Annotated in this window: 22 protein-coding genes; 7 read left to right on the top strand and 15 right to left on the bottom strand. The window is 56.8% G+C overall.

Features of this window, described 5'->3' with window-relative positions; all coding sequences use genetic code 11:
• Together KDL09_RS01935 and KDL09_RS01930 are read left to right on the top strand one after the other, a co-directional pair.
• Nucleotides 1-285 (top strand): UDP binding domain-containing protein (locus KDL09_RS01935; protein WP_294380770.1); only part of this gene is annotated, 285 nt, incomplete at its 5' end.
• Nucleotides 285-1328 carry an N-acetylneuraminate synthase family protein gene (locus KDL09_RS01930; RefSeq protein WP_294380768.1) on the top strand — a complete coding sequence of 348 codons (1044 nt, stop codon included), beginning with the start codon at nt 285-287 and terminating at the stop codon, nt 1326-1328. The genes KDL09_RS01935 and KDL09_RS01930, both read left to right, overlap by 1 nt.
• On the opposite strand, the gene KDL09_RS01925 is transcribed toward KDL09_RS01930, so the two are convergent.
• A complete protein-coding gene (locus KDL09_RS01925; RefSeq protein ID WP_294380766.1) occupies nt 1322-2431 on the bottom strand; it encodes a glycosyltransferase in 1110 nt (369 codons plus the stop codon). The genes KDL09_RS01930 and KDL09_RS01925 overlap by 7 nt on opposite strands.
• A gap of 229 nt (nt 2432-2660) precedes the next feature.
• Here KDL09_RS01925 and KDL09_RS01920 point away from each other — a divergent pair, with 229 nt between their 5' ends.
• Nucleotides 2661-3818 (top strand): glycosyltransferase family 61 protein, encoded by a 1158-nt coding sequence (locus tag KDL09_RS01920; protein ID WP_294380765.1) that lies wholly within the window; start codon nt 2661-2663, stop codon nt 3816-3818.
• Nucleotides 3815-4750, top strand: coding sequence for a glycosyltransferase family 9 protein (locus KDL09_RS01915; protein WP_294380762.1), 936 nt, complete (start codon nt 3815-3817; stop codon nt 4748-4750). The genes KDL09_RS01920 and KDL09_RS01915 overlap by 4 nt, the downstream gene beginning before the upstream one ends.
• On the opposite strand, the gene KDL09_RS01910 is transcribed toward KDL09_RS01915, so the two are convergent.
• A complete protein-coding gene (locus KDL09_RS01910; protein ID WP_294380760.1) occupies nt 4734-5585 on the bottom strand; it encodes a hypothetical protein in 852 nt (283 codons plus the stop codon). The genes KDL09_RS01915 and KDL09_RS01910 overlap by 17 nt on opposite strands.
• Before the next feature lie 33 nt (nt 5586-5618).
• Nucleotides 5619-6293: an acylneuraminate cytidylyltransferase family protein gene (locus KDL09_RS01905; RefSeq protein WP_294380759.1), complete on the bottom strand. Its 675-nt coding sequence runs from the start codon at nt 6291-6293 to the stop codon at nt 5619-5621.
• Between the two features lie 151 nt (nt 6294-6444).
• Between KDL09_RS01905 and KDL09_RS01900 the strand changes: the two genes are divergently transcribed.
• The gene (locus KDL09_RS01900) at nt 6445-7119 is read left to right on the top strand and encodes a TylF/MycF/NovP-related O-methyltransferase (RefSeq protein WP_294380758.1); all 675 of its coding nucleotides are present in this window, start codon (nt 6445-6447) and stop codon (nt 7117-7119) included.
• A 19-nt stretch (nt 7120-7138) separates the two neighbouring features.
• Here KDL09_RS01900 and KDL09_RS01895 read toward each other — a convergent pair whose 3' ends face one another.
• Entirely contained in the window at nt 7139-8056 is a 918-nt protein-coding gene (locus KDL09_RS01895) for a hypothetical protein (protein ID WP_294380755.1), read from the bottom strand.
• Nucleotides 8057-8064: 8 nt separating this feature from the next.
• On the opposite strand from KDL09_RS01895, the gene KDL09_RS01890 reads away from it, so the two are divergent.
• Nucleotides 8065-8460 (top strand): hypothetical protein, encoded by a 396-nt coding sequence (locus tag KDL09_RS01890; RefSeq protein WP_294380753.1) that lies wholly within the window; start codon nt 8065-8067, stop codon nt 8458-8460.
• Nucleotides 8461-8495: 35 nt separating this feature from the next.
• Here KDL09_RS01890 and KDL09_RS01885 read toward each other — a convergent pair whose 3' ends face one another.
• The 11 genes from KDL09_RS01885 to KDL09_RS01835 all read right to left on the bottom strand — a co-directional run bounded on the left by KDL09_RS01885 (nt 8496) and on the right by KDL09_RS01835 (nt 20261).
• Nucleotides 8496-9449, bottom strand: a complete 954-nt coding sequence (locus KDL09_RS01885; RefSeq protein ID WP_294380751.1) for a polysaccharide deacetylase family protein — start codon at nt 9447-9449, stop codon at nt 8496-8498.
• Between the two features lie 2 nt (nt 9450-9451).
• Nucleotides 9452-10852, bottom strand: coding sequence for a hypothetical protein (locus KDL09_RS01880; RefSeq protein WP_294380748.1), 1401 nt, complete (start codon nt 10850-10852; stop codon nt 9452-9454).
• A gap of 160 nt (nt 10853-11012) precedes the next feature.
• Entirely contained in the window at nt 11013-11837 is an 825-nt protein-coding gene (locus KDL09_RS01875; protein WP_294380746.1) for a sulfotransferase domain-containing protein, read from the bottom strand.
• A 23-nt stretch (nt 11838-11860) separates the two neighbouring features.
• Nucleotides 11861-12928: a hypothetical protein gene (locus KDL09_RS01870; protein ID WP_294380743.1), complete on the bottom strand. Its 1068-nt coding sequence runs from the start codon at nt 12926-12928 to the stop codon at nt 11861-11863.
• Nucleotides 12915-13127: an acyl carrier protein gene (locus KDL09_RS01865; protein WP_294380741.1), complete on the bottom strand. Its 213-nt coding sequence runs from the start codon at nt 13125-13127 to the stop codon at nt 12915-12917. The genes KDL09_RS01870 and KDL09_RS01865 overlap by 14 nt, the downstream gene beginning before the upstream one ends.
• Nucleotides 13127-14752 carry a class I adenylate-forming enzyme family protein gene (locus KDL09_RS01860; protein ID WP_294380740.1) on the bottom strand — a complete coding sequence of 542 codons (1626 nt, stop codon included), beginning with the start codon at nt 14750-14752 and terminating at the stop codon, nt 13127-13129. Before KDL09_RS01860 ends, KDL09_RS01865 begins: the two co-directional genes overlap by 1 nt.
• Before the next feature lie 9 nt (nt 14753-14761).
• Entirely contained in the window at nt 14762-15433 is a 672-nt protein-coding gene (locus KDL09_RS01855; RefSeq protein WP_294380738.1) for a hypothetical protein, read from the bottom strand.
• 34 nt (nt 15434-15467) lie between these two features.
• Nucleotides 15468-16121 carry an HAD hydrolase-like protein gene (locus KDL09_RS01850; protein WP_294380737.1) on the bottom strand — a complete coding sequence of 218 codons (654 nt, stop codon included), beginning with the start codon at nt 16119-16121 and terminating at the stop codon, nt 15468-15470.
• A 2-nt stretch (nt 16122-16123) separates the two neighbouring features.
• A complete protein-coding gene (locus KDL09_RS01845) occupies nt 16124-17650 on the bottom strand; it encodes an N-acetylneuraminate synthase family protein (protein WP_294380735.1) in 1527 nt (508 codons plus the stop codon).
• A 20-nt stretch (nt 17651-17670) separates the two neighbouring features.
• Nucleotides 17671-18774, bottom strand: coding sequence for a Gfo/Idh/MocA family oxidoreductase (locus tag KDL09_RS01840; RefSeq protein WP_294380733.1), 1104 nt, complete (start codon nt 18772-18774; stop codon nt 17671-17673).
• A gap of 20 nt (nt 18775-18794) precedes the next feature.
• Nucleotides 18795-20261: a surface carbohydrate biosynthesis protein gene (locus KDL09_RS01835; protein ID WP_294380731.1), complete on the bottom strand. Its 1467-nt coding sequence runs from the start codon at nt 20259-20261 to the stop codon at nt 18795-18797.
• A gap of 265 nt (nt 20262-20526) precedes the next feature.
• On the opposite strand from KDL09_RS01835, the gene KDL09_RS01830 reads away from it, so the two are divergent.
• On the top strand, nt 20527-22488 hold the full coding sequence (locus KDL09_RS01830; RefSeq protein ID WP_294380729.1) for an acyltransferase family protein: 1962 nt from the start codon (nt 20527-20529) through the stop codon (nt 22486-22488).
• Nucleotides 22489-22512: the final 24 nt, after the last annotated feature.

Raw genomic sequence — 22512 nt, 5'->3', positions numbered from 1 at the left:
GAGTCGCCGACGCTCAAGCTCATGGACATCCTGGAGCGCAACAAGTGCCGCGTGGACTATCATGACTCCTACATTCCGCAGTTTCCGGGCGATCATCATTTCCCCAAACTGAAGCCCCGGAAGAGCCGGCCGCTGACGCAAAAGACCGTTGCTGAGGCCGATGCGGTGCTGATCTGCACGGATCACACGAATGTGGACTACCGTGCGATTGCCCGCTGGGCGAATGTGATTGTGGACACTCGCAACGTGCTGCCTGCCGGCGGCAAGAACATCTTCCGTGCCTGATGAAGCCGCGCGACATCAGTGACCTGTGGCAGGATCCGGCGGCTCCGGCCTTCGTCATTGCTGAAGTTGCGCAGGCGCATGATGGCAGCTTGGGAACCGCACACGCCTACATTGATGCCGTGGCAAAGACCGGCGCGGATGCGATCAAATTTCAAACGCACATCGCCGCCGAAGAAAGCTCAGAACTCGACACCTGGCGCGTGAAGTTCAGCCGTCAGGATGCCACGCGCTACGACTACTGGAAGCGCATGGAGTTCACCGAGCCGCAGTGGCTGGAACTCAAACAGCATGCGGAGGAAAGGGGACTCGTGTTTCTCAGTTCGCCGTTCTCCCTTTCCGCCATCCGGTTGCTGGAACGCATGGGCGTGTCGGCGTGGAAGGTGGCTTCCGGTGAGGTGACCAACCGTTTGTTTCTCGATGCGATGATCGCCACCAAGAAGCCGGTGCTCGTTTCGAGCGGCATGAGCTATCTCGAGGAAATGGACGCTACCGTGGCCCATCTGAAGTCGCAGGGATCACCCGTGGCCGTGTTCCAATGCACGACGGCCTATCCATGCCCGCCTGAGAAGATCGGCATCAATCAAGTGGGTGAACTGATCCAGCGCTACGATTGCCCGGTCGGCTTGTCGGACCACTCGGGCACTCCGTATCCATCGCTGGCCGCAGTGACGCTCGGCGCCCGGTTGATCGAAGTGCACATCACTTTCAGTCGTGAGATGTTCGGACCGGATGTTTCCGCCTCGCTCACCACGCAGGAGTTTGCGCAGATGGTCGAGGGCATTCGCTTCATCGAGCGCATGAAGTCCAGTCCGATGGTCAAGGACGCCTCCGCTGAGCAGATGGAGCCCTTGCGTCGTATGTTTGGCCAGAGTCTGGTCGCCGCCACCGACCTCGCCGCGGGCACGGTGCTCACTCGTGACAACCTTTCCTGTCGCAAGCCCGGTCATGGCATCTCTGCCGCGGACGTGGAGTCAGTCGTCGGCAAACAGCTCAAACGTGCGGTGAAAGCGGCTCAGTTTTTGAGTCTCGACGATTTTCAGTGACGTGCTGAGGTGAGGATCGTCTGGTAGAACTCGACCAACTCCTTGGTGTAGTCGCGCAGCATGGGCAGTTCCGATTTGCGCCGCTTTTGATGCGCCAGAATCGTCGCGCGAAAGGTTTCGTCGTTCAACACACGCCAGACGGTGTTCGCATAGGCGTCCGCATCATTGACATCAAACAGTGCGGGGTGGTCAGGGCCGAGCACCGCGGCGTTTCCTTCAATGTTGGAAGCTGCGATGGGAAGTTCGCAGGCCAGCGCCTGAAGCAGAACCATCGGCTGTCCTTCCCAGGTGGAACCCAGCGTGAAGACGTCGAGTGACTGCATCCATGGAGCGATGGGGCGCCTTGCTCCCATGAGGTTGAAGTTGGCCAGTTTCTGCTGGGACACCGCTTCGGCGATGCGTGTGCGCTCGCCGCCTTCGCCAAAGGCCAAAAAGCGGCCGGTGAAGCCGAGTTCGTTGAGCCTTGCGGTCATCGACACGTTGAGTAGATGATTTTTGGGCGGAGTCAGCGATGCCACGGTGCCCACAAGTGCTGTGTCGGCACTTAGATCGAGCGAGCGCCGCAGTTGCTCGCGATTAGCGGCCGGATGGAAGGTGTCCTCGTCAACCGGGTTGATGAAGACGCGCACTCTCTCAGGTGGGATGCCAAACACGCGGCAAAGATCCTCTCGCGTTTGCGCCGACAGGGTGAGGTGCGCCGCCGCACGATGGGACAAGGCGCGCAGGATGATCTTCCGCCGCCAGCGCATTTCGGCATACGTCTTGTGATGATGCAGCACGGCGGGAATCCCGGCCCGGCGGGCGGCGAGCAGGCCATACACATGCGCGTTATAGACATGCGTGTGCACAACTTGGATGCCCTCTTCGCGCAGCCAGCGGGCCAGTTTCATGACGGCACCGAGGCGAAAGCGCTTTCCGGGCACCCAGGGCAGCAGCTTCACGTGATCTGGAAACTGCTGCTGCAGCGATTCGCCGACCTTGCCGAGTTCCTGCAGGCAAACGATGCGCATGTCCACGCCCTCGGGCACGGTGCGCAGGATGTCGCCAACCAGATCTTCGGCGCCACCGACCGGCATGCGGATGAACACGTGGGCGACCTTCATGACTGGCGGCTGGGAGAAGAAAACATGAGACGACATGCGGGAATCGTGCATGAATGCGGGCTCGTGAGCGCCCTCCTGCATCCATGTTTTTCGCCCCCGGATTTCCCGGTGGCTTTGTCGTGTCCTCGAAAGGTCATGCGTGGTTGTAAAATGATGAACAGCATGCTGCGCAGGGACGCGGCGGCAAGCACATCCTCTGCGCACCGCGCTCTTCGATTGGTCTGATATCATGAATTCGCAACTGACCCGCAAGATTCACGACTGGTATTCAGGCTTTGCATCCGCCGTCTCTCCGCTCAAACGCACGGAGACCCCGCCTCCGGAGGCGTTGATTGAAAGCTGGCAGATTCAAGCCGCCGGCGAACATGTGTTCGACAACAAGTTTGAAGCCGAGATTCTGGGAACCGACGAAACGACGACGCGCTACTGGTGGTCTGACGCTTATGCCTACCGGCTGCGCAACGTGCGGCTAGGTGGTGGGGCAGGGCAGGTCTTTTTCGCAAATGGCGAGCTCTTCAATGTCGATCCGCTGACCCGCAGAGAGAAGAAGGACCGGGTCCTGCGCAGACCGATTTCTGCCATGGCGCAGAAGGTAAAGGGACCGCTGATCCATCTTTGCGGACCGAACTCCGAAAACCACGGGCACTTCATTCTCGACTACCTGCCCAAGCTCATGCCGTTTCTGGAGCGGTTCCGTGCCGAACCGCGTGCGCGCATTCTGGTGAGCCCGGGGCGCAAAAAGTGGCAGTGCCGTTATCTGGCGCGTTTTGGTATCCCCGAAGACCGGGTGATTGAAGGCGTGTATGGCACGCTTGAAGTGGATGAGCTGTGGTATTCGCCCATCCTGCACGCTGAGGATGGCGTGGCCAAGTTGTCGGCCCCAGAAAACCATCTGGCGGTTCGTGATGCATTAGCGGCCCGGCCTGATCCGAACGACGCACCGGTGTGCATTTTCGCCTCACGTCTGGACGCACCGAACAAGAAGCTGATTAATGAAGAACGTCTCGCCGATCGAGCCAGACAGATTCTTGGCGATGTCCGCGTCATCAAGCTCTCGGAGCATTCTCTGGCCGATCAACTGCGTTTGTTCGCATCAGCAACGGTCATTGTCGGCGCGGTGGGACAGAACCTGACGGAGGTTTTCTGTGCTTCGGGAAAACTCGTGCTCGTCATGACAGTTGAGGAGCAGATCGTTCCTGGACGGCGTTCCTGGGGCCGTGCCTATCACAACCTCGCGTTGCTGGGGGGCAACAAGGCAGTGTTGTTGAATCGTGACACTCCTTGGGACTCGGAACGGAACTGGTGCTTTAACGAGGACCGCTTTGCCGATGTGCTTGAGCGCTCATGGCAGCTGTTTCGGAAAGAGAATCCGCCGCACCACGCATGAAAACCTTGGTGGCCTACCACAAGCAGTTGGGAGACACGCTGCTGTTGCAGCCTGCTTTGGCAAAACTCGCGTGGCAGGACGGAGGGCCCGTTGGTTTGGCCACCCGTCCGGGCTTTGCGGATCTCGTCAACCTGATGCCGGACGTCCATTGGGTGCCACTGCGGCCTGCTCCCGCCGTGGACCGACTGCTGACTTATGACGTGGGAGACCGGAGTTCGCTGGTGAGCCTTTGGGTTCGCGCCCGAGAGAAGCATCTGCTGATCTTTAGCAGTTTTTACGTTCGCTTCTATCATCGGTGGATCTTTGACCAGATTCACCTGCGGAATCAGGAACAGATGTATCGAGCCTTTTACTTCTGGTCGTTTACGCCAGGACCTGTGCAGGGACAGTTCGAACCTCCGGTTCTCCTCACTCCCCCTTCAGGGTGGTTGCCGCCAGAGGTTCCGACCAAGCCCTTTATGCTCGTCCACGCCACATCCGCCTGGCAACGTAAATGCTGGCCTGCTTCAATGTGGCGTGAAGCCATCAGGAACGTTTATCAGCTTACCCGCCTGCCTGTCGTGCTGACAGGTGGAACGACAGAGTGGGAAAAGCGATTGTGTTCTGAGATTGCACAAGGCATGCCGGAAGTGATCAATTTCGGCGGACGTACGAGTTTGCGAGGCATCATGGCTCTTGCCTCTAGCGCTGAGGCCGTTTTTGCGGTGGACGGCTTTGTTTCGCATTTGGCGACGGCGTTTCGACGCCCTTGCCTGACCCTCTTTGGTCCGACCAATGTGAATCACTGGCATTTCAACGCGCCAACGACATGCGCTGTCTATCCTGGCGACGAGCCAGGTGCTGCGAAGGGTCGGAAGATCACAGAGATTACTGTTGCCGCTATGTTGGACAAGGCCAGGAAATGGCTGCGCCGGATCAATCTGGCTTCTTGATGAAGCGAACTTGAGAGCTGACGACTCCGTTGTTGGTTTTGAGCAGGCGGCTTGTCTCAGAGGCCGACCTCATGCGCACGTAGCGCTTGAGAAGACTGCGAATGAAACGGGCAAAGACATTGTCTCCCTGTGGGGGATAAGGGCGGCGCCACAGGTCGGGCCTGATGTTGTTGGATCGTACGTAGTCGATGCCGTCCTTCTGCCAGAAGCGCTTCACGACCTCGATGTAGGAAACGGGTCGCGCTGCGTTTTCCGTCATGTAGTAGAGGTTCTCGGCCTCGCCGCTGCGGATGAGTTTCCGGATATGTCCTTCCATGTGCCAGATATTGAGGTGCACCTCGGAGCATATCTTCTCCAGATACTTGGTGCGCCAGATTCCTGAGTGGAAACCTGCCGACTGTGACGCGTCGGTGATCGGCGAAATCAATGCATGAGGGTCATCTGGCGGGGCCGGGGCCTTGGGACGGAGGCAAACCCAATTGCCGCCTTTGTCCTTCAACGGGAGATAGATGTCCGCGAGCCGTTGGACGGTGATTGGCTCTGTAAGCAAAAAGTCATCGAGAAACAAGAAACTGTACTCCGATGGCACCTGTGCCATTCCTCGTGCGACGCCGTCGGTCCATGAGGTGTCGTCACCTACTTTGACGGTTACGACACGAGGATCATCATAGGAGAGGTGATTGGTGATTAGATAGATTGGTGTCGGCGCTTCGGGCCACAATTTGAACAAGAAATGGAAAAAGAGCGGCCACATGTCGCAGTACAAGTCGCATGACGACACCACGATCTTGAGGTCTTGAAGGCAGGGCGGGGGATTGCTCGGGACGGGCTGCATGGAATCACGTCATGATCGGACGAGGGAATGGCCTTAGCAACTGCTCATGAGCTTTTCGGCAGTTTCGAAGTCTGTCTCGTTGTCGATGTTGGCAAAGGGGTGGCTGATAATGCACGCGCCGGCATTCTTGCCGTAGATGGTACGGGTTTCCATGAGACACTTCCGTGTGAAGGCATAGCAGATACCGTTGCGATAGTAGAGAGGCTCCAGTTGCTGTCGCGCGATGATCTGATGGCCTCGGTCGTCCCAGAGATCGAGCTTGCCATCGTGAATACGAAGCACTTTCAATGGGTGAAACTTGAGGTCTATCGCTGACACGGTCCACACCGCGTCGTGACCGTCTGCTACGAGTTTATCGATGCATACGTCAATGTCCTCCGGCACGCGCACCGGGGACGTGGGCTGCAACATTAGAATTATGTCATAACGGCACCCATCTGCCGTTTCGGCCTGCTGCAGCGCGTGCTGCAGCACGGGCAGGTCACCGATGCGGTCACCCGAGAGCTCTTCAGGACGCGGACCTAGATACGTGAGGCCATTCTCGGTGGCAATGCGGGCGATCTCCGCGTGATCCGTTGAAACGACGGCGCGATCTATTCTGGGTACTTGGTGGACGACATGCGCCGTGTGCGCGAGCAATGGCTTTCCTGCGAGCAACTTGATGTTTTTTAACGGCACCCCTTTGCTGCCGCCGCGGGCAGGTACCACGGCGAGGACTTTTTTATCATGGATCACTCGGTTGTCCTGACGGAGGATTGCCTGTGAGTCAACCCGTAAAGCACGTCCTGGACGGAACCAAAAATCGCAAGGTTGTGACAAAAAAAGGTTGCCAATAACATGGCGTCAGAGAGAGAGCGGCATGTCAGTCGCCACAGAAATAATCAAGTGTCTGGGTCACATTCCGATGCCCAAGAAGCCTTACAAAAGGCCCTTTCATGACAAGACATGGCTGCATCATCTGCTGTACTTCAAAGAAGTCTACGACCTCATTCGCGACAAGGACGGCGAGATCGTGGAATGTGGCGTGGGACACGGACACAGCCTCTATAAGTTGTGCATGCTTTCGACCTATGAGGGTAAGGGGCGGAAGATCACGGCCTTTGACTCTTTTGAGGGCTTTCCAGAGCCGGCGGCTGAGGATCAGTGCGCCAAGACGGCGAAAAAAGGCCAGTGGAAGGTCGCAACTTCGGTCACGATCAGACAGCTGATCTTGGAGGAGGGTAAGTTGGATGCTGCTGAGGTGGACTCCCTTGTGACGTTTGTCCCCGGTTTTTTCGAGAACACGATGCCGTTGGTGAAGGAGCGACCGGTGGCGTTTCTGCATTTGGATGTGGACCTGTACGAGTCCTACAAGACTACACTGACCACGTTTTGGCCGATGATCGTCAAGGGAGGCGTTGTGCTCTTTGATGAGTACAATCAGTTCATGGACAAATGGCCGGGGGCCGTGAAAGCGATCGATGAAGTGCTGGGCGAACGCGCGAAGGACATTCAGTACAACAAGGCCGCCAACCGACACTTCATTGTGAAGTAAGGGCCCCTCGGCCAGACGACTAGCCCAAGTCAGATCTGGCACGCAGCATCAACTGACGGATTCGTGTGGTGGCAAATTTTTTCACCAAAGCCGGTTCGTGCTGTATATAGATGCCGGTCTTGTAGTTCTTTTCGACTATCAGGTAGTCTGCAAATGAAGCGAAATGAATGAAGAAGAGCACCCGTTTTCCAAGTCGGGTACGGCCTCCTTGGTGCAGGCAGTTGGACACGTCGACAAACATTCCCTCATCGTGCCTGCCAATGTGGGGAATATTCTCGCTCAGTTCATTGCTGAAGCGCGATTCGAAATCGTCGCCTCTCTTGAAGTTGCCCGATTGGCGGCGGATGTTTCTGGTGGCTGGAATCTTGAGGAACGTGAACGGGCCGTTTTCAAGCGCCACGTCTTCAACCAAGGTGATATGCTTGAGATGGTGCGGGTCATAGGCATCGATGTGCCATAGTTGGGATTTCTCAGAGTCGTTGTTCTGTGGAGTGTAAAACAGCGCCAAGGAGGCAAGTTCAGGAATGTATCCGTAGTAGTTGAAGACTGGCCGGAGGAATGTCTCGTCAAAGACCGCATCCACGATTTCCGGGTGCTCGTTCAGGTGTTCGATGGCGAGCAGATTGACAAGGTTCTTCTTGGAACCAAAGCTCTTGTCTTCGCTTTGTTCGTACTCTCTGACGATTTGGTGAAAAATGGGGGCAATTTTCTCGTAGCCAGGCAGTGGCATTCTCAAGCAGCCGTCCCTCCTGAAATCATCGAAGTCGTTGGACAGGAAAGGCTTTGCCAGAGCGTAGCGCTCCTTGGTCCGGTCGCCCTCGGTGGCCATTCTCAATTTTGTGCGCAATGCCTCGCCGCGCATTTCATCCTTGACCAGTTTGCCATACCAGCGCGAAATGGTGCGGATGGGTTTCGAAAGTACGGGTTCTTTTGTCATTTGGGAATATGAGAAAGTTTAAAAAAGCGCTTTTTGCCAAGATCAGGTTCTGGTTCTCTTGCGACATTCCACGGAAACATCGGATAAACAAGAGCCTGCATTTCCATCATTGTGTGGGAATTGTGGTCTCGGTGAAGGCAGTGTTTACCGGAGAGGCGCACATCTGGCAAAATGTCACGATTGGTGGGGTTCAAGGGGAATACCCGAAGATCGGTAACCACGTTTATATCTTAAGCAATGCCTGTGTCATTGGAAATGTCAACATTGGCGACAATGTCATTATCGGGGCTGGCAGCGTGGTTACCAAATCAGTGCCTGCCAACTCCATCGCGGTCGGTAATCCAGCGCGCGTGATCCGGTCTTCCCTCACCATGGAAGAGATCAAGGACAAGGTGTGGGGGTGAGGTCGCTCAAAACTGGTTTGAGGGAAGCGGTGGGATCAAGGGGGGGCCGCATCCGGGGAGACATGGGCGTCAATTTCGTTGCAGTCGATGCGTCTGAGCAGGCTGGGTTTGGTTTCCTGCGAGTTCCAACCGCGTTCATACGTGAAGGCAGCACGAATTTGCGCATCCTGCGCAAATTGATCAGGGTCGTCTGGGAGAGACCAAGCGCTGCCATAGGGATAGGCAAGCCAAGAGGCCTCAGCATCGGGGATGCTGTTCAGGAACGACTTGTTGATCGAAATGTCATTGAGCAGTTCTTGTGGCCGAAAACGTGAGAACGGCTGATGGAGATGGCCATGGCAACCGATGAAGTGGCCTCTTTGCGCCATCTCCGCCATTTCCCTTGGGGACAAATATGTCATCTGGCAAAAAGCTTCCTCATCCAACCCGTGTTCCGAAAGCATGGTGCTGGTGATCTGGTCGACACACTCGTATGGTAGAACGAAATTGATCAAATATTTGAGAACCCGATGCTCTGGAGAGTCGAATTGGTAGGTCTCAGTGGCGGCTTTCTGAATCTCCGCAGACGGTTGCTGAAGCACCGCCAGCCACTCCGACGGTAGCAGGGAAGAGAAGCTTTCGAGGAAGTCATTGGGCGGCGTGTTGGCGCGCAGCCAGTGAATCTTATGAACTGGAAGGCCTTTGCCATCTAGAGCCGGACGTGAACAGACAAAAAAAGCACCGCGCAGGTTTTGTTTTTCGAGGATGGCGGCCGCAAGAAGATGATCCCGCAACCCGTCGTCAAAAGTCAGCAGAACGGACGACGAGTTGATCTGCCCACCGTCGAGCCATGCCGAGAATGCAGCCGGCGAGATGATGGGATGAAAGCGTTGGAGTCGAGCCAGTTGCTCCACGAACACATCGGGTTTTACAGGATGAATGCCCGGATGAGGCAGTCCGGTCGTCTCACGGATGTAGTGATACGAAATGACAAGGGTCTGCGGACTCATGATCACACCTGTTTCCGATCGAGCATCGACGTATGAAAGGCCGCCAGCCAGCGTCGATATGAGTTTCCGTCGGCTGGCCCACAGATTCTCTCCAGGAGAGCTTCGGCGGAATCCTTTTTGCTCTGTGGTGCAGCCAATGTCTCCCGAAGCGCCTGTTCGAACTCGCTTCTCTTTTTTGGAATCCATGTGCCGTCGTTTTCTGCAACAGGAGCTACATGGGAATATTTGAAAAAGCGCTCCATCTGGTTTGGGAGTTTTTCATCCGCACCACAGGCGTAACCGAGATTGATCACCGGTTTGTGCATGCACAGCGCGTCCAGGCACATGGTGGAGAACACATTAACCACCACGTCGCTGTGGGCCAGCGTGGACATGCGCATCATGTCTTCCCCGGGGGCGAGGATCCAGCCGAGCCTGTCTGGTGAGTGTTCGCCGAGCGGGTGCTGGAATGTGACCATCGGATGATGACGCAGTTCGTCGGGAAAGGGGACGCGCGGACTGGCGCGAAATATTAAGTGACAGGGGAAACCAAGCCTGTTGTCCCTCACGATATCGAGGATCTCGTTGATAACCGGCACACGGGTGTCGACTCCCGATGCGATGCCATAGGCATATAGAATAATCTTGGAGGCCGGATTGATCTTGTGAAGTCTGCAAAACTCCTCCCGAGAGAGCGTCGCGTTGCCTTGAAAATACCAGTCAAACTGTAGTACGCCGATGGAATGAACGCGTTCGGGCGGAAAGTGATGAATCTCACAGAAATCCTTTTTGATGGTGTCCGACCAGACAAACACATGGTCTGGAAGGACGGTGAGCGGGCCTTTGGAGGTCGCCTGATCCCAGTTCGGAATGTCTAGGATCAGCGGTATGCCTCGACGTTTGACTTCCCTCAGGAAGTCCATCTGCCCGATGAGGATATTGAAGTAGACCACGCAATCGGGCTGCTCCTCATCAAGGAGAGCGGCGATCTCGGGATAGTGACCAAATTTCTGGGCCAGGCGGCTGAGATGCCACCAGCCTAGGCCCATGCGCTTGAGAAGGCTTGCGTAAGCAAGGCGGGTGCGAAGACTGATGCCTTTTTGTTGAAACAGGCGGTCTTGCGAGAGTGTGGCATGGGGAGCGTAGACCGTGAGGAGGTCACGCGAAATGATATGCAGCGGTTTGTTGATAACTCTGCCGATCAGATCCTTTGGACGGAACGAGTGAAAGTCCAAGCACCGAAAAACGACGCCTGGGAGGCGTTGGACATCCACCTCAGGCGGTTTCAGACTGGGGGGCAGAACGACCGTGCATGAGTAGTTCTGCTGTTCGGACAGAAGTTGTAGCAGTTTGGACCGGACAAGGTGCTGGAACGAAGTCGGATTCTCGACGAAAAACAGGAGTTTGAGCGGACGATCGGGCATTGAGGGAGACTAGAACTGAATGTTTTGAAGGGCAAAGTTCAATTTGGGCGGACACTGTGCTCAGCCATGAACACATCATGGAGGGAGCACCGCACCGGGTTAAACCGGGGTGGGGGCATTTCGCTGTCCGGGAACGGCTCAGACCGTTTGTCGAATGGGCTCAGGAATTGGAGGAGGTTTCTAATCCCAGCCGGTGACAGTCTTCGGTGGTGAGCTTCCAGACTTCCGCCAGATGACGTAAGTGGTCCTTAACCTCCGCTGGAAGCTGGGCACCACGTCCAGCCAATCCTTTGTTGATACGGGAGTTTTTTCCACTGGTGTGCGGATTAGAGGCGCGCTCGAGCGCAGCTGCGTCACATGGCAGGTTCATGCGTGCCAGCAGTTGCGTGACGGTTTCGACCGGGCGGGTGGTCAGGTCGTCAAACTCGACCCACTGCGCGTTTACTTTGTCACCGTTGGTCTTCCATGATTGGTAAAAGCTGAAGTACCACGGCATGTAGGCCCAAGTGATCCAACGGAGTTGTTCGTCCTGCGGCCATTCGAAGAACTGCCCGGGGGCAAAGGCCATCGGGTTGCGAGTGTGCTGGTGAAGATGCATGTGGTCCAGCAGCGAGACCACGATGTCTGGAAGGTTCCGCGTCAGCACGATGGGTTGCATGCGGTATTTGGCGAGCAGGGCCACGTTGTTTTCGCCACCCTGGGTGTGTTGCTGCACCACGGAGAGCTTGCGAACGCACCGCCTCAGAGCTTCTTCGTCAATGTTCTGTTCGTTGTGTCCCATCTCATAGGCCGCCTTGAGTCCGATGCGATGCGTAGCCTCCTCCAACAGGCGTGCCATGTAGGTGGAGCCGGACTTCGGGAAGCAGGCCAGAAAAATGCAGCGATTGGCGAGGACGTCGGGTTTCTTGTGGCCGCACAGCGTTCGTGTCAGCCTGCCGGACAGGGAATCCTCAAGGAGGAGTTTTCGGATCTGGCGCTTGATCATGATGAGTGCGGTTGCAGAGGATGTTAGTAGGGCCGGTCGATGTCGCCATCCCCCTTGGTGACATACCACTTGTAGGGGGCGTCTCCCTGGAGGCGAAGCTCCTCGGTCGGCAGGGAGTAGGCGAAATTGACCGTTTTGCGGGTGCGGTCAATCGGGTTGAACAGCATCGGGATCGTCTCGTGCCCTGCGGCGTCATTCTTTACAAAGCCGGCCGAGAGAAGGGAGGAAACGTGGAAATCACCCGAAAAGAAGAAGTCCACCAGATCGACATCGTTGCGTTCACCGTAGGCGGTCACGTGCTGAAGCAAGGGGAGTTCGGAGTCGTCGCTGGATACAAAGTCAATGATACGGGCTATGCGATAGCCTGAGGAATCCTCGATGCGTACGACCACGTATCCTTGGATGCTGCCATCCGGAGCGCGGTGGACGAAGATCTTGTACGGGATCATCGGATGATCCGCATAGCGCCAGTTCAGGTAGGTGCTGTAACGGTTGATCGTGATGGGATACTTGTCCCTCACGGCGAGCCAGAAGTCGTCCATGTCTTCATCGAACGCGTGAACCTGCGTGCACGAGTTCTGTGAAAAGCCGTTTTCCACCGGCTTGCGTTCGGCCGTGAGAGGCGCATCCACGGTCTTCAATCGCTCGACATTGGCGGTATTGAGCACCTTCAGGTATCGGTTGAGCCGGATGTCGCTTCGCCAGCCCAGATTGCGGTACACCGAAGTCATTTCGTCGCTGTGGCCCATGCCATAAACGAGTTTGCCCGGAGTCCTTCCAAATTCGATGAGAGCCACGCCGAGACCGACGCGGCGCAGTTCAGGATCGACACGGATGTTGGCGTAGCACCACGCGGACAGGTCGCGTCCGAGGAAGTTGAGATTGAGAGGGATGGATCCCAGCACGCCCTTCAGTTCGCCCGCGAAGTCGATCAGGCACAGCGATGACGGGCTGCCATTGTGGCGGTGCTGCCAGTCAACAAAACGCTTGTTGGTGAAGATGTAGCGAGGCCCATACATGCGCTGGACCATCTGCTTGAAGGCCCGCCAGTCTTTGTCCTCGTAGTGGCGCAGGTATTTATCGTACTTCAATGCCTTTCCCCTCCAGAATGGCCTTGATGGACTGATAAGAGCTCATTCGTAGCAACTCGGTCTCATCAAAACTGACGTTGTAAGTCTCTTCAAGATCAGTCACCAACTGGAGAAAGCCGAATGAATCCCATCGCTCGATGTTTTCAGCGGACGAGTTTTCGGTGATGGATTCAACGGGGACCTTGAAGGTCTCCGCCATTACGGCTTGGAGGGATGGTTGCATTCGGGTGGCAGCTTGGTCTGATAATAATCCTTCAGTTCGCGGTACAAGACCTTCTTGGTCGGACCCTTTGGCAGGGCGTCGATGTTCGGCAGATGATCGATGATGTAAATCTCACGCGCCTGCTTGAACAAGGCGATTTTACCGGTGCAGAAAGACGCGAGTTCCTGGGGCGTGGTCTGCGCATCGTCATGGAGTTTCACAAAGGCCACGATGGCCTCGCCCAGCAACTTATCGGGCACACCGATGACGGCCACCTCAGCGACGGCGGGATGCTCGAAGATGACGTTCTCCAGTTCGGCCGGATAGATGTTCTCACCACCCCGGATGATCATATGGTCTTTGCGCGAACCGAAGTAGAAGTACCCGTCCGCGTCCATGTGACCAAAGTCGCCGCTGTGGAACCAGCCGTTGGCAAAGGAGGTGCGGTTGCGTTCAGGGAGGCCGAGATACTCGTTGGCGACGTTCAAGCCGCGCATGCAGATCTCCCCTTCGGTGCCGTGGGGAACTTCATTGCCGTTTTCATCGAGCACGGCCATGTGATTGCATGGCAGCGCCCTGCCGATGGAGCCGGTCTTCCGTTTCTCCGCCGGATGATCACTGAACGACGCATAGGCGGTGGATTCGGTGAGGCCATAGCCTTCAAACACAGGAACCTTGAATCGATCTTCGAAGGACTGCTGGACCGCCTTGGTCAGCGGCTGTCCGCCGCAGATGATGCCTTCGAGCGACTGGTCTTTTCGCTCGGCTTTCAGGCTGAGAAGAATGGACAGAATGGCGGGCATCACGCTGGTCCAGGAGACTTCGTATTTTTGGATGAGGCCCCAGAACGACATCAGGGACACCTTGCCCTTCGTGAGCACCACCGATCCACCCGCGTAAAGCGGCGTCATCAGCGTCACGATCTGGCCGTTGTTATGAAACATCGGCAGGATCGTCATGGTGCGCGTCTTCGCACTGAAGCTGAGACGCTCGGACAATGCCTTGGCATCGGCAAGCATGCTCATATGAGTCAGCACGACGCCCTTGGGATTGCCGGTGGTGCCGGAGGTGTAGATGATGATGCCGATGTCCGTCCACTCGACGTCTGCAGGTACGAGTTCGGCGTCCGGAGCCTGCGTCAGTGGCAGGAAGTCCGGATAACGTCCGACATCGCACACTTCCGTCGTGGACGGAATCAGGCTGGTGAACTCGGTGACCTTGTGCTGGTAGCCGGGATCGTAGAACACGATCTTGGAGCCCGAGTCATTGATGATGAAGCTCATCTCCTTCGGCGCGAGGTCTTCATTGATCGGCACGACGGTGATGCCGAGCGACAGGGCGGCGAAATAGAGCAGCAGGAACTCGGCGCAGTTGGGAATGATCAGGTTGATGCGATCGCCCTTCTTCAGGCCGCGGCTTTGCAGATAGCGCGCGGTCTTCGTCATCAATTCAAGGAACTCGGCATACGTGTATTCTTCCCGGGTGGAACCAGGGCAGATGAGGAAGGTCTTGGTGGGCGCGGCCTTGGCTTGGGCGGCAAGCAAGGCGCCGACATTGGGATAATCAATGTGGAAGGAGCTTGGAAGGCGCTGATGGAGTAGGAGCTTGTCAGTGGAATTCATGGCCGAACGTCAGGTTGCGGAGGAAAACTCGATGCGAGAGAACTTGTGCTGCTTGTCCCAGTGAATCGTGGCACGGGGCATCAGTGCCTTGAGCGCATCACGCGTGCCGATGCGGCAGTCGAGGTAGGCAGTGAAGGGCTTTTTGTTCCATTCGGCCACATCGAGGATGTCGCCGTCGAGATAGCGGGGATCCTCCTTCTGGCTGGGAATCTGCGGACCGTCGATGAATACTAGGCCGTATTCATGGTGGGGGGTGTTGATGTAGCGCCTGGCGATGAAGCCATTGATTTCACGGTCTTCGGTAGGGGACAAGATCAGTTGGACGCAATCGTTCAGTGCGGCTGGCAGCAGGTTCTTGAGGTCGTCGTGGTAGAAAGGAATGTCCTCCATCGCCACAATCTGGCATTCGCCGCCCGAGGCACGGACTTTTTTTGCCGCATAGCCCATGACAATCGTGCTCACGCCTGGGCCGAGTTCCAACACACGGCTGGGGCGGTGCTTCAAAATGTGGGAATAGAGAACATTCAGCTCGTGGAAGGTACAGCCCGTTGAGGAGCTAGCTCGGCAGATCGGATCAAGCACCGCCCAGAGTTCCTTGTCTGCCTTCAACCGGCGCATGCCAAACACCTCCTGAAGATATTTGCGCAGGCGGCCGAAGCGTTCGTATTTGGGATACTTCATGACTGAATCAGGAGGTCTTTGATCCGTTTGGTTCTTATAGGAGGGCTAGACGGTGCGGCAACTCTTCCAAACGGCTTATAAGCATGTCCGGAGGGTGGGTAAAGTGTGAAGTTGGTCCTTGGAGGCCGATGAACAGGCACCCGAAAGTCGTTGCCCCACTGCGGTCATGGTCGTCGTCACCCACCATCAGAATCGGGTCTTTGGAGGCCCCGGTTTGGGCCGCTATCGCTTGTAGATTTCCCGCCTTGTCGGGAGGAAAGCCAAGAACACCAGCAAAAAGCCCGCTCCAACCGCGGCGCTCGATGATTTCCAAAGCAGCTTCGGTCGCGGTGGCAGTGTTGATGAAGAGCTTGTAACCGGCGGACAGCTTTTCAAGGGTCGCTCCGGCCCCGGCGATTTCATCGCAGGCGACGGCGCCGTCGATGCAGAAGCGGTTGTAGCGTGCGGCGAGTTCCGCCACACGTTCATCGCTGGGTTCGCAGCCAGGCTCACCTGAGGCATGCAGCTGTTCCAGAACCAGCCGGATCACCACGGTGCGGAACGCCTTACGGTGGGTTTCCAGTACGCGTGCCACGATTGCCGCGCCGTCCTTGAAGTCTTCGAAGACATGGTCAAAGCCCCGGCGCTTCACCGGGTTGGAATCGATCAGCGTGCCGTCCAGGTCGAAGGCGATGACGGAGACCGGCATGACTAAGAGTCGAGCTGGTAGCGCCCCCACTGCTTGACCACGGTCTTGCGGTAGTCGCGGCCACGTTCGTTGATGATCTTGTCCTCGTAGAATGAGTCGTCGTTGTGATGGGTCGTCGAGACTTCCTCAAAAATGACGCCGGTCTTGGTGGAGAAGCTGTGCCAGGCACCCTGTGGGATGAGATGCAGGTCGCCGGGGTAAAGCACGCGCAGTCGTCCTTCGAGCACGAGTTCGAGTTCGCCGGCGAGGATCATGAAGGTCTCCTCCTTGCGCTTGTGGAAGTGATTCGGATGTGCCTGACCGGGAAGCTGGATGACCAGCTTCTTGCAGTACTCGCGGTTGATGCAGTCGATCAGCACGGCGCCGGTCTCGGTGAAGTTTTCGACGCCGTAGTGATGGGAGAACTCCAGATTGAAATCCACCGGCAGGAAGATGCGCGCTTCGTTGAGCATGCTCTTCACCTCGTGAATGGCATGAATGAGCTGACGTTTCGGCGGAGCAGGCGGGAACTGGATCTTGTCCACCATGATGGCGCCGTCCTGGGCGATGTGGTTCTGCAGTGTGATGCCCGGCTTCCAGATGTCGCTGGTGAGCTGGCCTTCCGTCATCGGCATGGCGAAGTAAACGGCATCCCGTTCGAGGGCTTCGCCTTTTTGCAGATCGCGTGCGGCGAAGACGCCGCGCTTGAGCGACTTCAGGGACTCCTGCTCCGACGGAATCGACACCGGACGGATCGTGGCTCCGCACATGACGCGTGCGTTTTCCGCTTCACGAATCCATGCGTCCGTCTGCTCCGGCGTGGAGGAGTAGGCGTTGAGCTGGATCTTGTCCGTGACGACGCCGACATGTCGCTCCAGCATTTCAGCGCCCTTGGCCACGGCGACCATGACCGGGCGTGTGTCTGCGGGATCTTCGTGCGTGGAAAAGCCTACCGTGATGCGCGGGTGGCGGTGTTTGAGCGTGGCCACTTGGTTGAGCTGCAGATGCTCCGGCGGCGTCGGATAGACCGAGACGCAGTGCATGAGCGCGAAGTCCACGCTGCGATGTTCGAGGAAGCTGACCACGTCGTCGATCTCCGAAAGCGTGAGGCCGCCGGTGGAAACGACGACCGGACGATTGAAGCGCGCGGCCTTTTCCAGCAGCGGCCAGTCACGGGCGGAGCAGCTCGCGATCTTGATGAGGGAGATGTCGAGCTTCTCGATGAGATCGATGGACTCCTCGTCGAACGGCGTCGCCATCGTCAGCATGCCGGCCTCACGAACAGCTTCCGTCAGGCGGGCGAAGTCGTCATCGCTCAGCGCGTTCGCAAGAAAGCGCGGGATGTGCTTGTTGGTTGAGCCGGTTTTGTGCGCCGGATGAATGAAGGTGTCGAAGTGGCGGAACTGAAACTTCAGCGCGGCTTTGACGCCGTGTTTGGCGACGGCCTGGCCGTGCTCCTTGATGATGCGCAGGGCATGGTCCAGCTGGCCTTGGTGGTTGTTGGCCAGGTCCAGGACGTAGAGGCCGCGAAAGTCGAATCGGTTCTGCATGTCGAAAGGTTTCTGGTGAATCAAGCAAACTGCAGCGCGTCGAGGCTGTAGTTAGGCGGTGTGGGCAGCACCATGCGGCGGCCTTCGGCATGGGAGCGGTGAGCGGCGGCGACGACCATCATGGTGTCGAGGCCGTAGTCGAGATCGAGTGGGCTGACCGGCGCTCCGGGGTTCAGGGAGGCGTCGATGTGCTTCATCTCCTCGATGAAATCGTCCGGGCGTGTCTTGGCCACGGGGGTGATGACAGGTTCCTGTCCGGTGAGATGCAGGATGAGCGCGTCGCCCGTCTTGCTGTGGCTCACGTGAATGGTCAGCGTGCCCTTGCTGCCCTGAATGATGGCGACCTTGCGCACGGGCTGGGTCACCACGTCCTGAATCACGCGGCCGCAGAAGCCGGTGTCCGTCGTGACGTGCAGGGAGCACAACTCGTCGTAGTCCACGCGATCATTCGTTACGTAGCGCATCAGCGCGTCCACTTTGGAAACTCGACCGAAGCCAAATTCGCGGGCGAGGTGCTGCCAGAGATTCAAGGCGTGCGAATGTTCGCCGCTCGCGCCGCCGCCCTGCTTCCAGAAGCCGAGGTAGCTGTCATGCGGACCTTCCAGCCATGGATGAGCGGCAAAGATGCCACCCCAGAACTCACGGAACTCGACATCCAAGGTCAGCACATCGCCAATCACGCCGGATTTCACCATTTCCACGGCCTGGCGCGCGGATTTGCCAACCACGTGGTCGTAGCCGACGAAAACCTTCACGCCGTTCTGCTGCGCAAGCTGGCGCAGTTCAGAAGCAGAGGCCATGTCCGGCATGCAGAGCGGCTTTTCCACCTGGATGGCCTTGGGCTTTTCCCGCAGCGCCTTCAACGCCAGCGGAACGTGGGCTGCAGGCGGTGTTCCCACGCAGATGAGGTCGAAACCGCCTTCAGGATCATTGTCGCCATCAAATTGTTCGATGCTTTCGTCCCAGCGGCCGTAGCGTGCGGGATAGATCTCCTCGCGCATGCGGCGCAGGGCCTCACGATCACGGTCCACCACGCAGACGCTCATGCCAAGGGTACGGGCTGCGTTGGCGAGATGATTGCCGATGGAGCCGGCGCCGTAAATTTTGATTCTGGAGAGATTCATGAAAAAGGGAAGGGGTGACTTTACTCGCAGGTGACGCTCATCAACTTGGAACTCCAATATTTCGTCACGAGGCGGCGTCCAGTAAGCTGGCGGACGAAGTCCAGCTTGGGTTCGATCACCGCCGGGTCGAGGCCGGGAAAGCGCTGATGCTGGTAGGCGTTGCGCGGTTTCCACGATTTGATGAAGCGCGAGCGCACAAACTTCTTCATCTTCTCCTGCACGCCGCGGCGTGAATAGGCGGTCAGCGATCCGAGCGCCGTGGCGGCAGGCAGTTCGTTCTCGACGGATTCGACCAGTGCGGCGAGCTTTTCGAAGCTTTCCGTGGACTGCTCCACGTTGTCGATAAGGCTCTTCATCAGCGCCAGCGACTCGGGGGGCAGCGTAGTGTGCGGCGGCCGGTCAAACGAGAAGGCGTTTTGCAGTTTGGAGACAACCTCGTCTTCGGCTTCGCAGCGCTCGCCCACAAGGTTCGGAATTCGACGCTCAAACACGTCTGCATGCAGCGGCTGGTAGTTGAGCACGTAGGTGCCGCAGAGCCAGCCTTCGATGCCGGTGGTGCAGCCGCAATGAATCAGAGCGTCTGCCGCACGCAGCCAGGCGGTGAGAGAGCCATGCACGTGAATTTCAGCCCGAGGGATGTAGTTCAGGATGGACTGGTAAATTTCATGTCCTTCGCTCGGATGCGGGCGCAGGATGATTTTGTGATCAGGGAACGAGTCGCTGAGGCGGCTGACGAGGCGGATGAAAAGCCCGAGCTTCTGATGGTGATAGGCGAACTCTTCCACCAGCGAGGCCCGCATCGGCGACTCCGGCTTGACGTGGTAGCGCTTGAAAAAGTAATCCGCTCCCGTGCCAAAATTGCCGCGGGTGAAGTTGGTGCTGATGAGGATGAACTTGCCGTGGCGTTGCTTCAGTCCGTCGATCTCCTTCTGGTAAAGCGGCAGGAAGCGGTCGTGGCACAGGCTGAAACGCGGATGTCCGGTGAGAACGATGTTCTTCTCACAGGCGGGCTTCAGATCATGGTAGAGCTGCTCCTGAAAGGTGCCCCATGCGCAGGCGTGATCTTCGGCGTTGAGCCAGCGCGGGTCGAACTTGCGCACCATCTCCTTTTTCCATTCCTCGGGACCGCCGGCAAAGATGGCGCCCTCTTCATCAAGATAGATGACACGGAACTGATTTTTCTTCAGGTCGTCGTAGCACTCACGCAGGCGAGTGGGAGAAACATTGAGGACGTTCTTGCCGACGTAGAGGCCGTGGCTCAGTCGCTTGCCCAGCGTGTAGATGTCGGTGTGGTTGCCCAGGAAAATCTGATTGCCGGGCCGGGCGCAGTAGCCGGCAAGAACCAGTTTGAAATCGAGCTCGCGGCTGATGGTCTCGACTGGGAAGAGCAACGCCTTTTTCCCGGCCTCCAGAATGTTTGCATGGAAAAAGCGGGCGATGGGGCCCGAGGTCGGATGAGGCGGTTGAAATGGTGGCGTTCGTTCCAAATCAGGAGAGCGGCTGAGAGCAAGTTTTGCCTGAACTGGCACTAACGTTCATCTGTGTGCCCATTTCAAGGTTCAATCCTAAGGTGGCTTGAAGAGGACTGTTTTGTTTGGCTTGGAACTCGCCTAGTGCCCCAAGAATCGGGAGGTCTTCGGTGGAGTAAAACCTTGCGCAGGTTTGCCTAAACGCTAAGCATCGACTCCTCCGGCTTCCAAGGTCGGGCGTATGATGAATCGCGTCCACGGCTGAAGAGCGGAATACCCAGACATGCCACAGTCAATAGACCAACATCCTCGAAACGAAGGGAATTACAGGCGCGACATTGACGGGATGCGGGGCTGGGCCGTTGGATTTGTGCTGTTGCACCATCTCGGATTCACAGCCTTCAAAGGGGGGTTTATTGGTGTGGATGTTTTCTTTGTGATCAGTGGATTTCTTATCACAAGGATCATCAGGGATGAGGTTCAGGCGACCGGCCGGTTCCGTTTCTCGAACTTTTTCGCCCGCCGGGCTCGGCGTTTGTTTCCCGCCCTCTTTGTTACTCTTGTGGTGGCCTTCGCTGTCGCCTGCATCTTGTTCCCCCCGCAATACCTGGCACGGGTTGGCGGCGCGCTGGTCTACTCGGTAGCCAGCCTCGGTAATTTTTATTTTTGGTCCGAGGGCGGTTACTTTGACGTGGCATCCGACCTCAAACCGTTGCTCCACACATGGTCGCTCAGTGTCGAGGAGCAGTTTTATTTGGTCTGGCCAGGGCTGCTGGTGCTTTCATTGAAAGCAAAATGGAAGTGGGCGCCTCTGGTTCTGCTTGGACTAACCGCCACATTCAGCTTCATCGGCAATTTGGCACTCACGGAATCAAACAATGCTTTCAGTGTCACTTTGGATCCAAGAAGCACCATTTTCTACCTCACGCCTTTTCGCGCTTTTGAGTTTGCGATTGGAGCCGGCGTTGTTTGGCTTGGAAATCTGTCGACATCCAGCCGGATTCTGAAGGAGGTCATGATCTTCGCCGGTCTTGGAATGATCATTTGGCCTGCGATCGGGTATGATACCCACATTCCTTTTCCGTCCTACAATGCTCTTCTGCCCTGTATTGGGGCTGCCCTCCTGATCTACACGGGCGGTTCTCGTTATGTTGGCAGGTTGCTTGAAAATCGCCTCATCGTTGGCATGGGCCTCATCAGTTATTCGCTGTATCTCGTTCATTGGCCGTTGATTGTTTTCTACAGGTTCCAGAAGACTGCCAATGGTTCGCAGATCGTTGTTCACGAGATGTGGGCTCTCATCTTGGTTGCCGTCTGCCTGGCGGTATTGATGTACCGATTTGTGGAAAAGCCGTTCAGGCGGGGAGCTTGGATACAAGCGTGGCCACCTGCTCAGGTTGGGTTTGCAAGCGTGCTCATGGCTTTGCTGCTGATGCTGCCAGCTGCAAGCGCATGGGCATCCAACGGATGGGGGTGGAGGTTTTCAACCGGGTTGTCGGCGCAACTGAGCCCGAACAAAAAGGACCTCGAAAGCTATGTTTGGGAAAAATACAATCAGCTTGAAAAAGACTTTGCGAATCAGGGGTTGCCAAAGGTTCTGGTAGTCGGGGACAGCATGGCCGCAGATTTCGTGAACGTTCTGGTCAGTTCAGATTCTGTTGATTCCATCGATCTGCGAACATTTCCCATTCGGCACAACGCCGCAGCCGTTTTTCCCATTCCCGAAAGTGTTTATGACGAGCGCCTCCCGGTGGAGAGCCGGCTGTGCAAGGAACAGCAGAAAAACCTATTGAAGAGCCATATGCTGGGTGAGGCCGATACTGTGGTCCTGGCCTCCCGCTGGCAGCTCTGGCACGTCCCGTATCTTGAGAAAACAATTCAGTATCTCAAAGACCGCGGTGTTCGTCATGTTGCCGTGGTGGGTAGAAAAGATGTAACCGTCCCGGGGCTCCATCTGCTCAACAAGAACACCGCACTGATGCTGCACCTCAAGGCACAGCAGATCAGAACTCCTGTGGATCCGCTGACGGTCGAGGTGAATGAGATGATCAAAGCCTTCCACAGCGATTTTCGCTATATCGACATCCTTGAGTTGTTCAGCGATTCGAAAGGGTGTCGAAGGTTCACTGAAGACAATCATCTGATCACTTTTGACACCTGTCATCTTACGCCGCAGGGGGCCGAATATCTGGCGAAGAAAGCGTCAGGAACTGAGTGGATGACCGCCATTACGAAGTCCAAGTAAACGGACACGAAGGCGGGAATCGGC

Source organism: Prosthecobacter sp. (genome assembly GCF_020439865.1).
In the GTDB taxonomy this organism is placed as follows: Bacteria; Verrucomicrobiota; Verrucomicrobiia; order Verrucomicrobiales; family Verrucomicrobiaceae; genus Prosthecobacter.
Note: the sequence above shows the minus strand (reverse complement) of the source record. Positions and strands in the feature narration are given on the sequence as shown.

Coding starts and splice junctions, on each gene's coding strand:
- KDL09_RS01910 (WP_294380760.1), bottom strand. CDS start 5,585: ATGCAGCCCGTCCCGAGCAATCCCCCGCCCTGCCTTCAAGACCTCAAG.
- KDL09_RS01895 (WP_294380755.1), bottom strand. CDS start 8,056: ATGACAAAAGAACCCGTACTTTCGAAACCCATCCGCACCATTTCGCGC.
- KDL09_RS01930 (WP_294380768.1), top strand. CDS start 285: ATGAAGCCGCGCGACATCAGTGACCTGTGGCAGGATCCGGCGGCTCCG.
- KDL09_RS01850 (WP_294380737.1), bottom strand. CDS start 16,121: ATGCCGGTCTCCGTCATCGCCTTCGACCTGGACGGCACGCTGATCGAT.
- KDL09_RS01830 (WP_294380729.1), top strand. CDS start 20,527: ATGCCACAGTCAATAGACCAACATCCTCGAAACGAAGGGAATTACAGG.
- KDL09_RS01915 (WP_294380762.1), top strand. CDS start 3,815: ATGAAAACCTTGGTGGCCTACCACAAGCAGTTGGGAGACACGCTGCTG.
- KDL09_RS01925 (WP_294380766.1), bottom strand. CDS start 2,431: ATGAAGGTCGCCCACGTGTTCATCCGCATGCCGGTCGGTGGCGCCGAA.
- KDL09_RS01860 (WP_294380740.1), bottom strand. CDS start 14,752: ATGAATTCCACTGACAAGCTCCTACTCCATCAGCGCCTTCCAAGCTCC.
- KDL09_RS01885 (WP_294380751.1), bottom strand. CDS start 9,449: ATGAGTCCGCAGACCCTTGTCATTTCGTATCACTACATCCGTGAGACG.
- KDL09_RS01880 (WP_294380748.1), bottom strand. CDS start 10,852: ATGCCCGATCGTCCGCTCAAACTCCTGTTTTTCGTCGAGAATCCGACT.
- KDL09_RS01840 (WP_294380733.1), bottom strand. CDS start 18,774: ATGAATCTCTCCAGAATCAAAATTTACGGCGCCGGCTCCATCGGCAAT.
- KDL09_RS01865 (WP_294380741.1), bottom strand. CDS start 13,127: ATGGCGGAGACCTTCAAGGTCCCCGTTGAATCCATCACCGAAAACTCG.
- KDL09_RS01890 (WP_294380753.1), top strand. CDS start 8,065: ATGAGAAAGTTTAAAAAAGCGCTTTTTGCCAAGATCAGGTTCTGGTTC.
- KDL09_RS01900 (WP_294380758.1), top strand. CDS start 6,445: ATGTCAGTCGCCACAGAAATAATCAAGTGTCTGGGTCACATTCCGATG.
- KDL09_RS01920 (WP_294380765.1), top strand. CDS start 2,661: ATGAATTCGCAACTGACCCGCAAGATTCACGACTGGTATTCAGGCTTT.
- KDL09_RS01875 (WP_294380746.1), bottom strand. CDS start 11,837: ATGATCAAGCGCCAGATCCGAAAACTCCTCCTTGAGGATTCCCTGTCC.
- KDL09_RS01855 (WP_294380738.1), bottom strand. CDS start 15,433: ATGAAGTATCCCAAATACGAACGCTTCGGCCGCCTGCGCAAATATCTT.
- KDL09_RS01845 (WP_294380735.1), bottom strand. CDS start 17,650: ATGCAGAACCGATTCGACTTTCGCGGCCTCTACGTCCTGGACCTGGCC.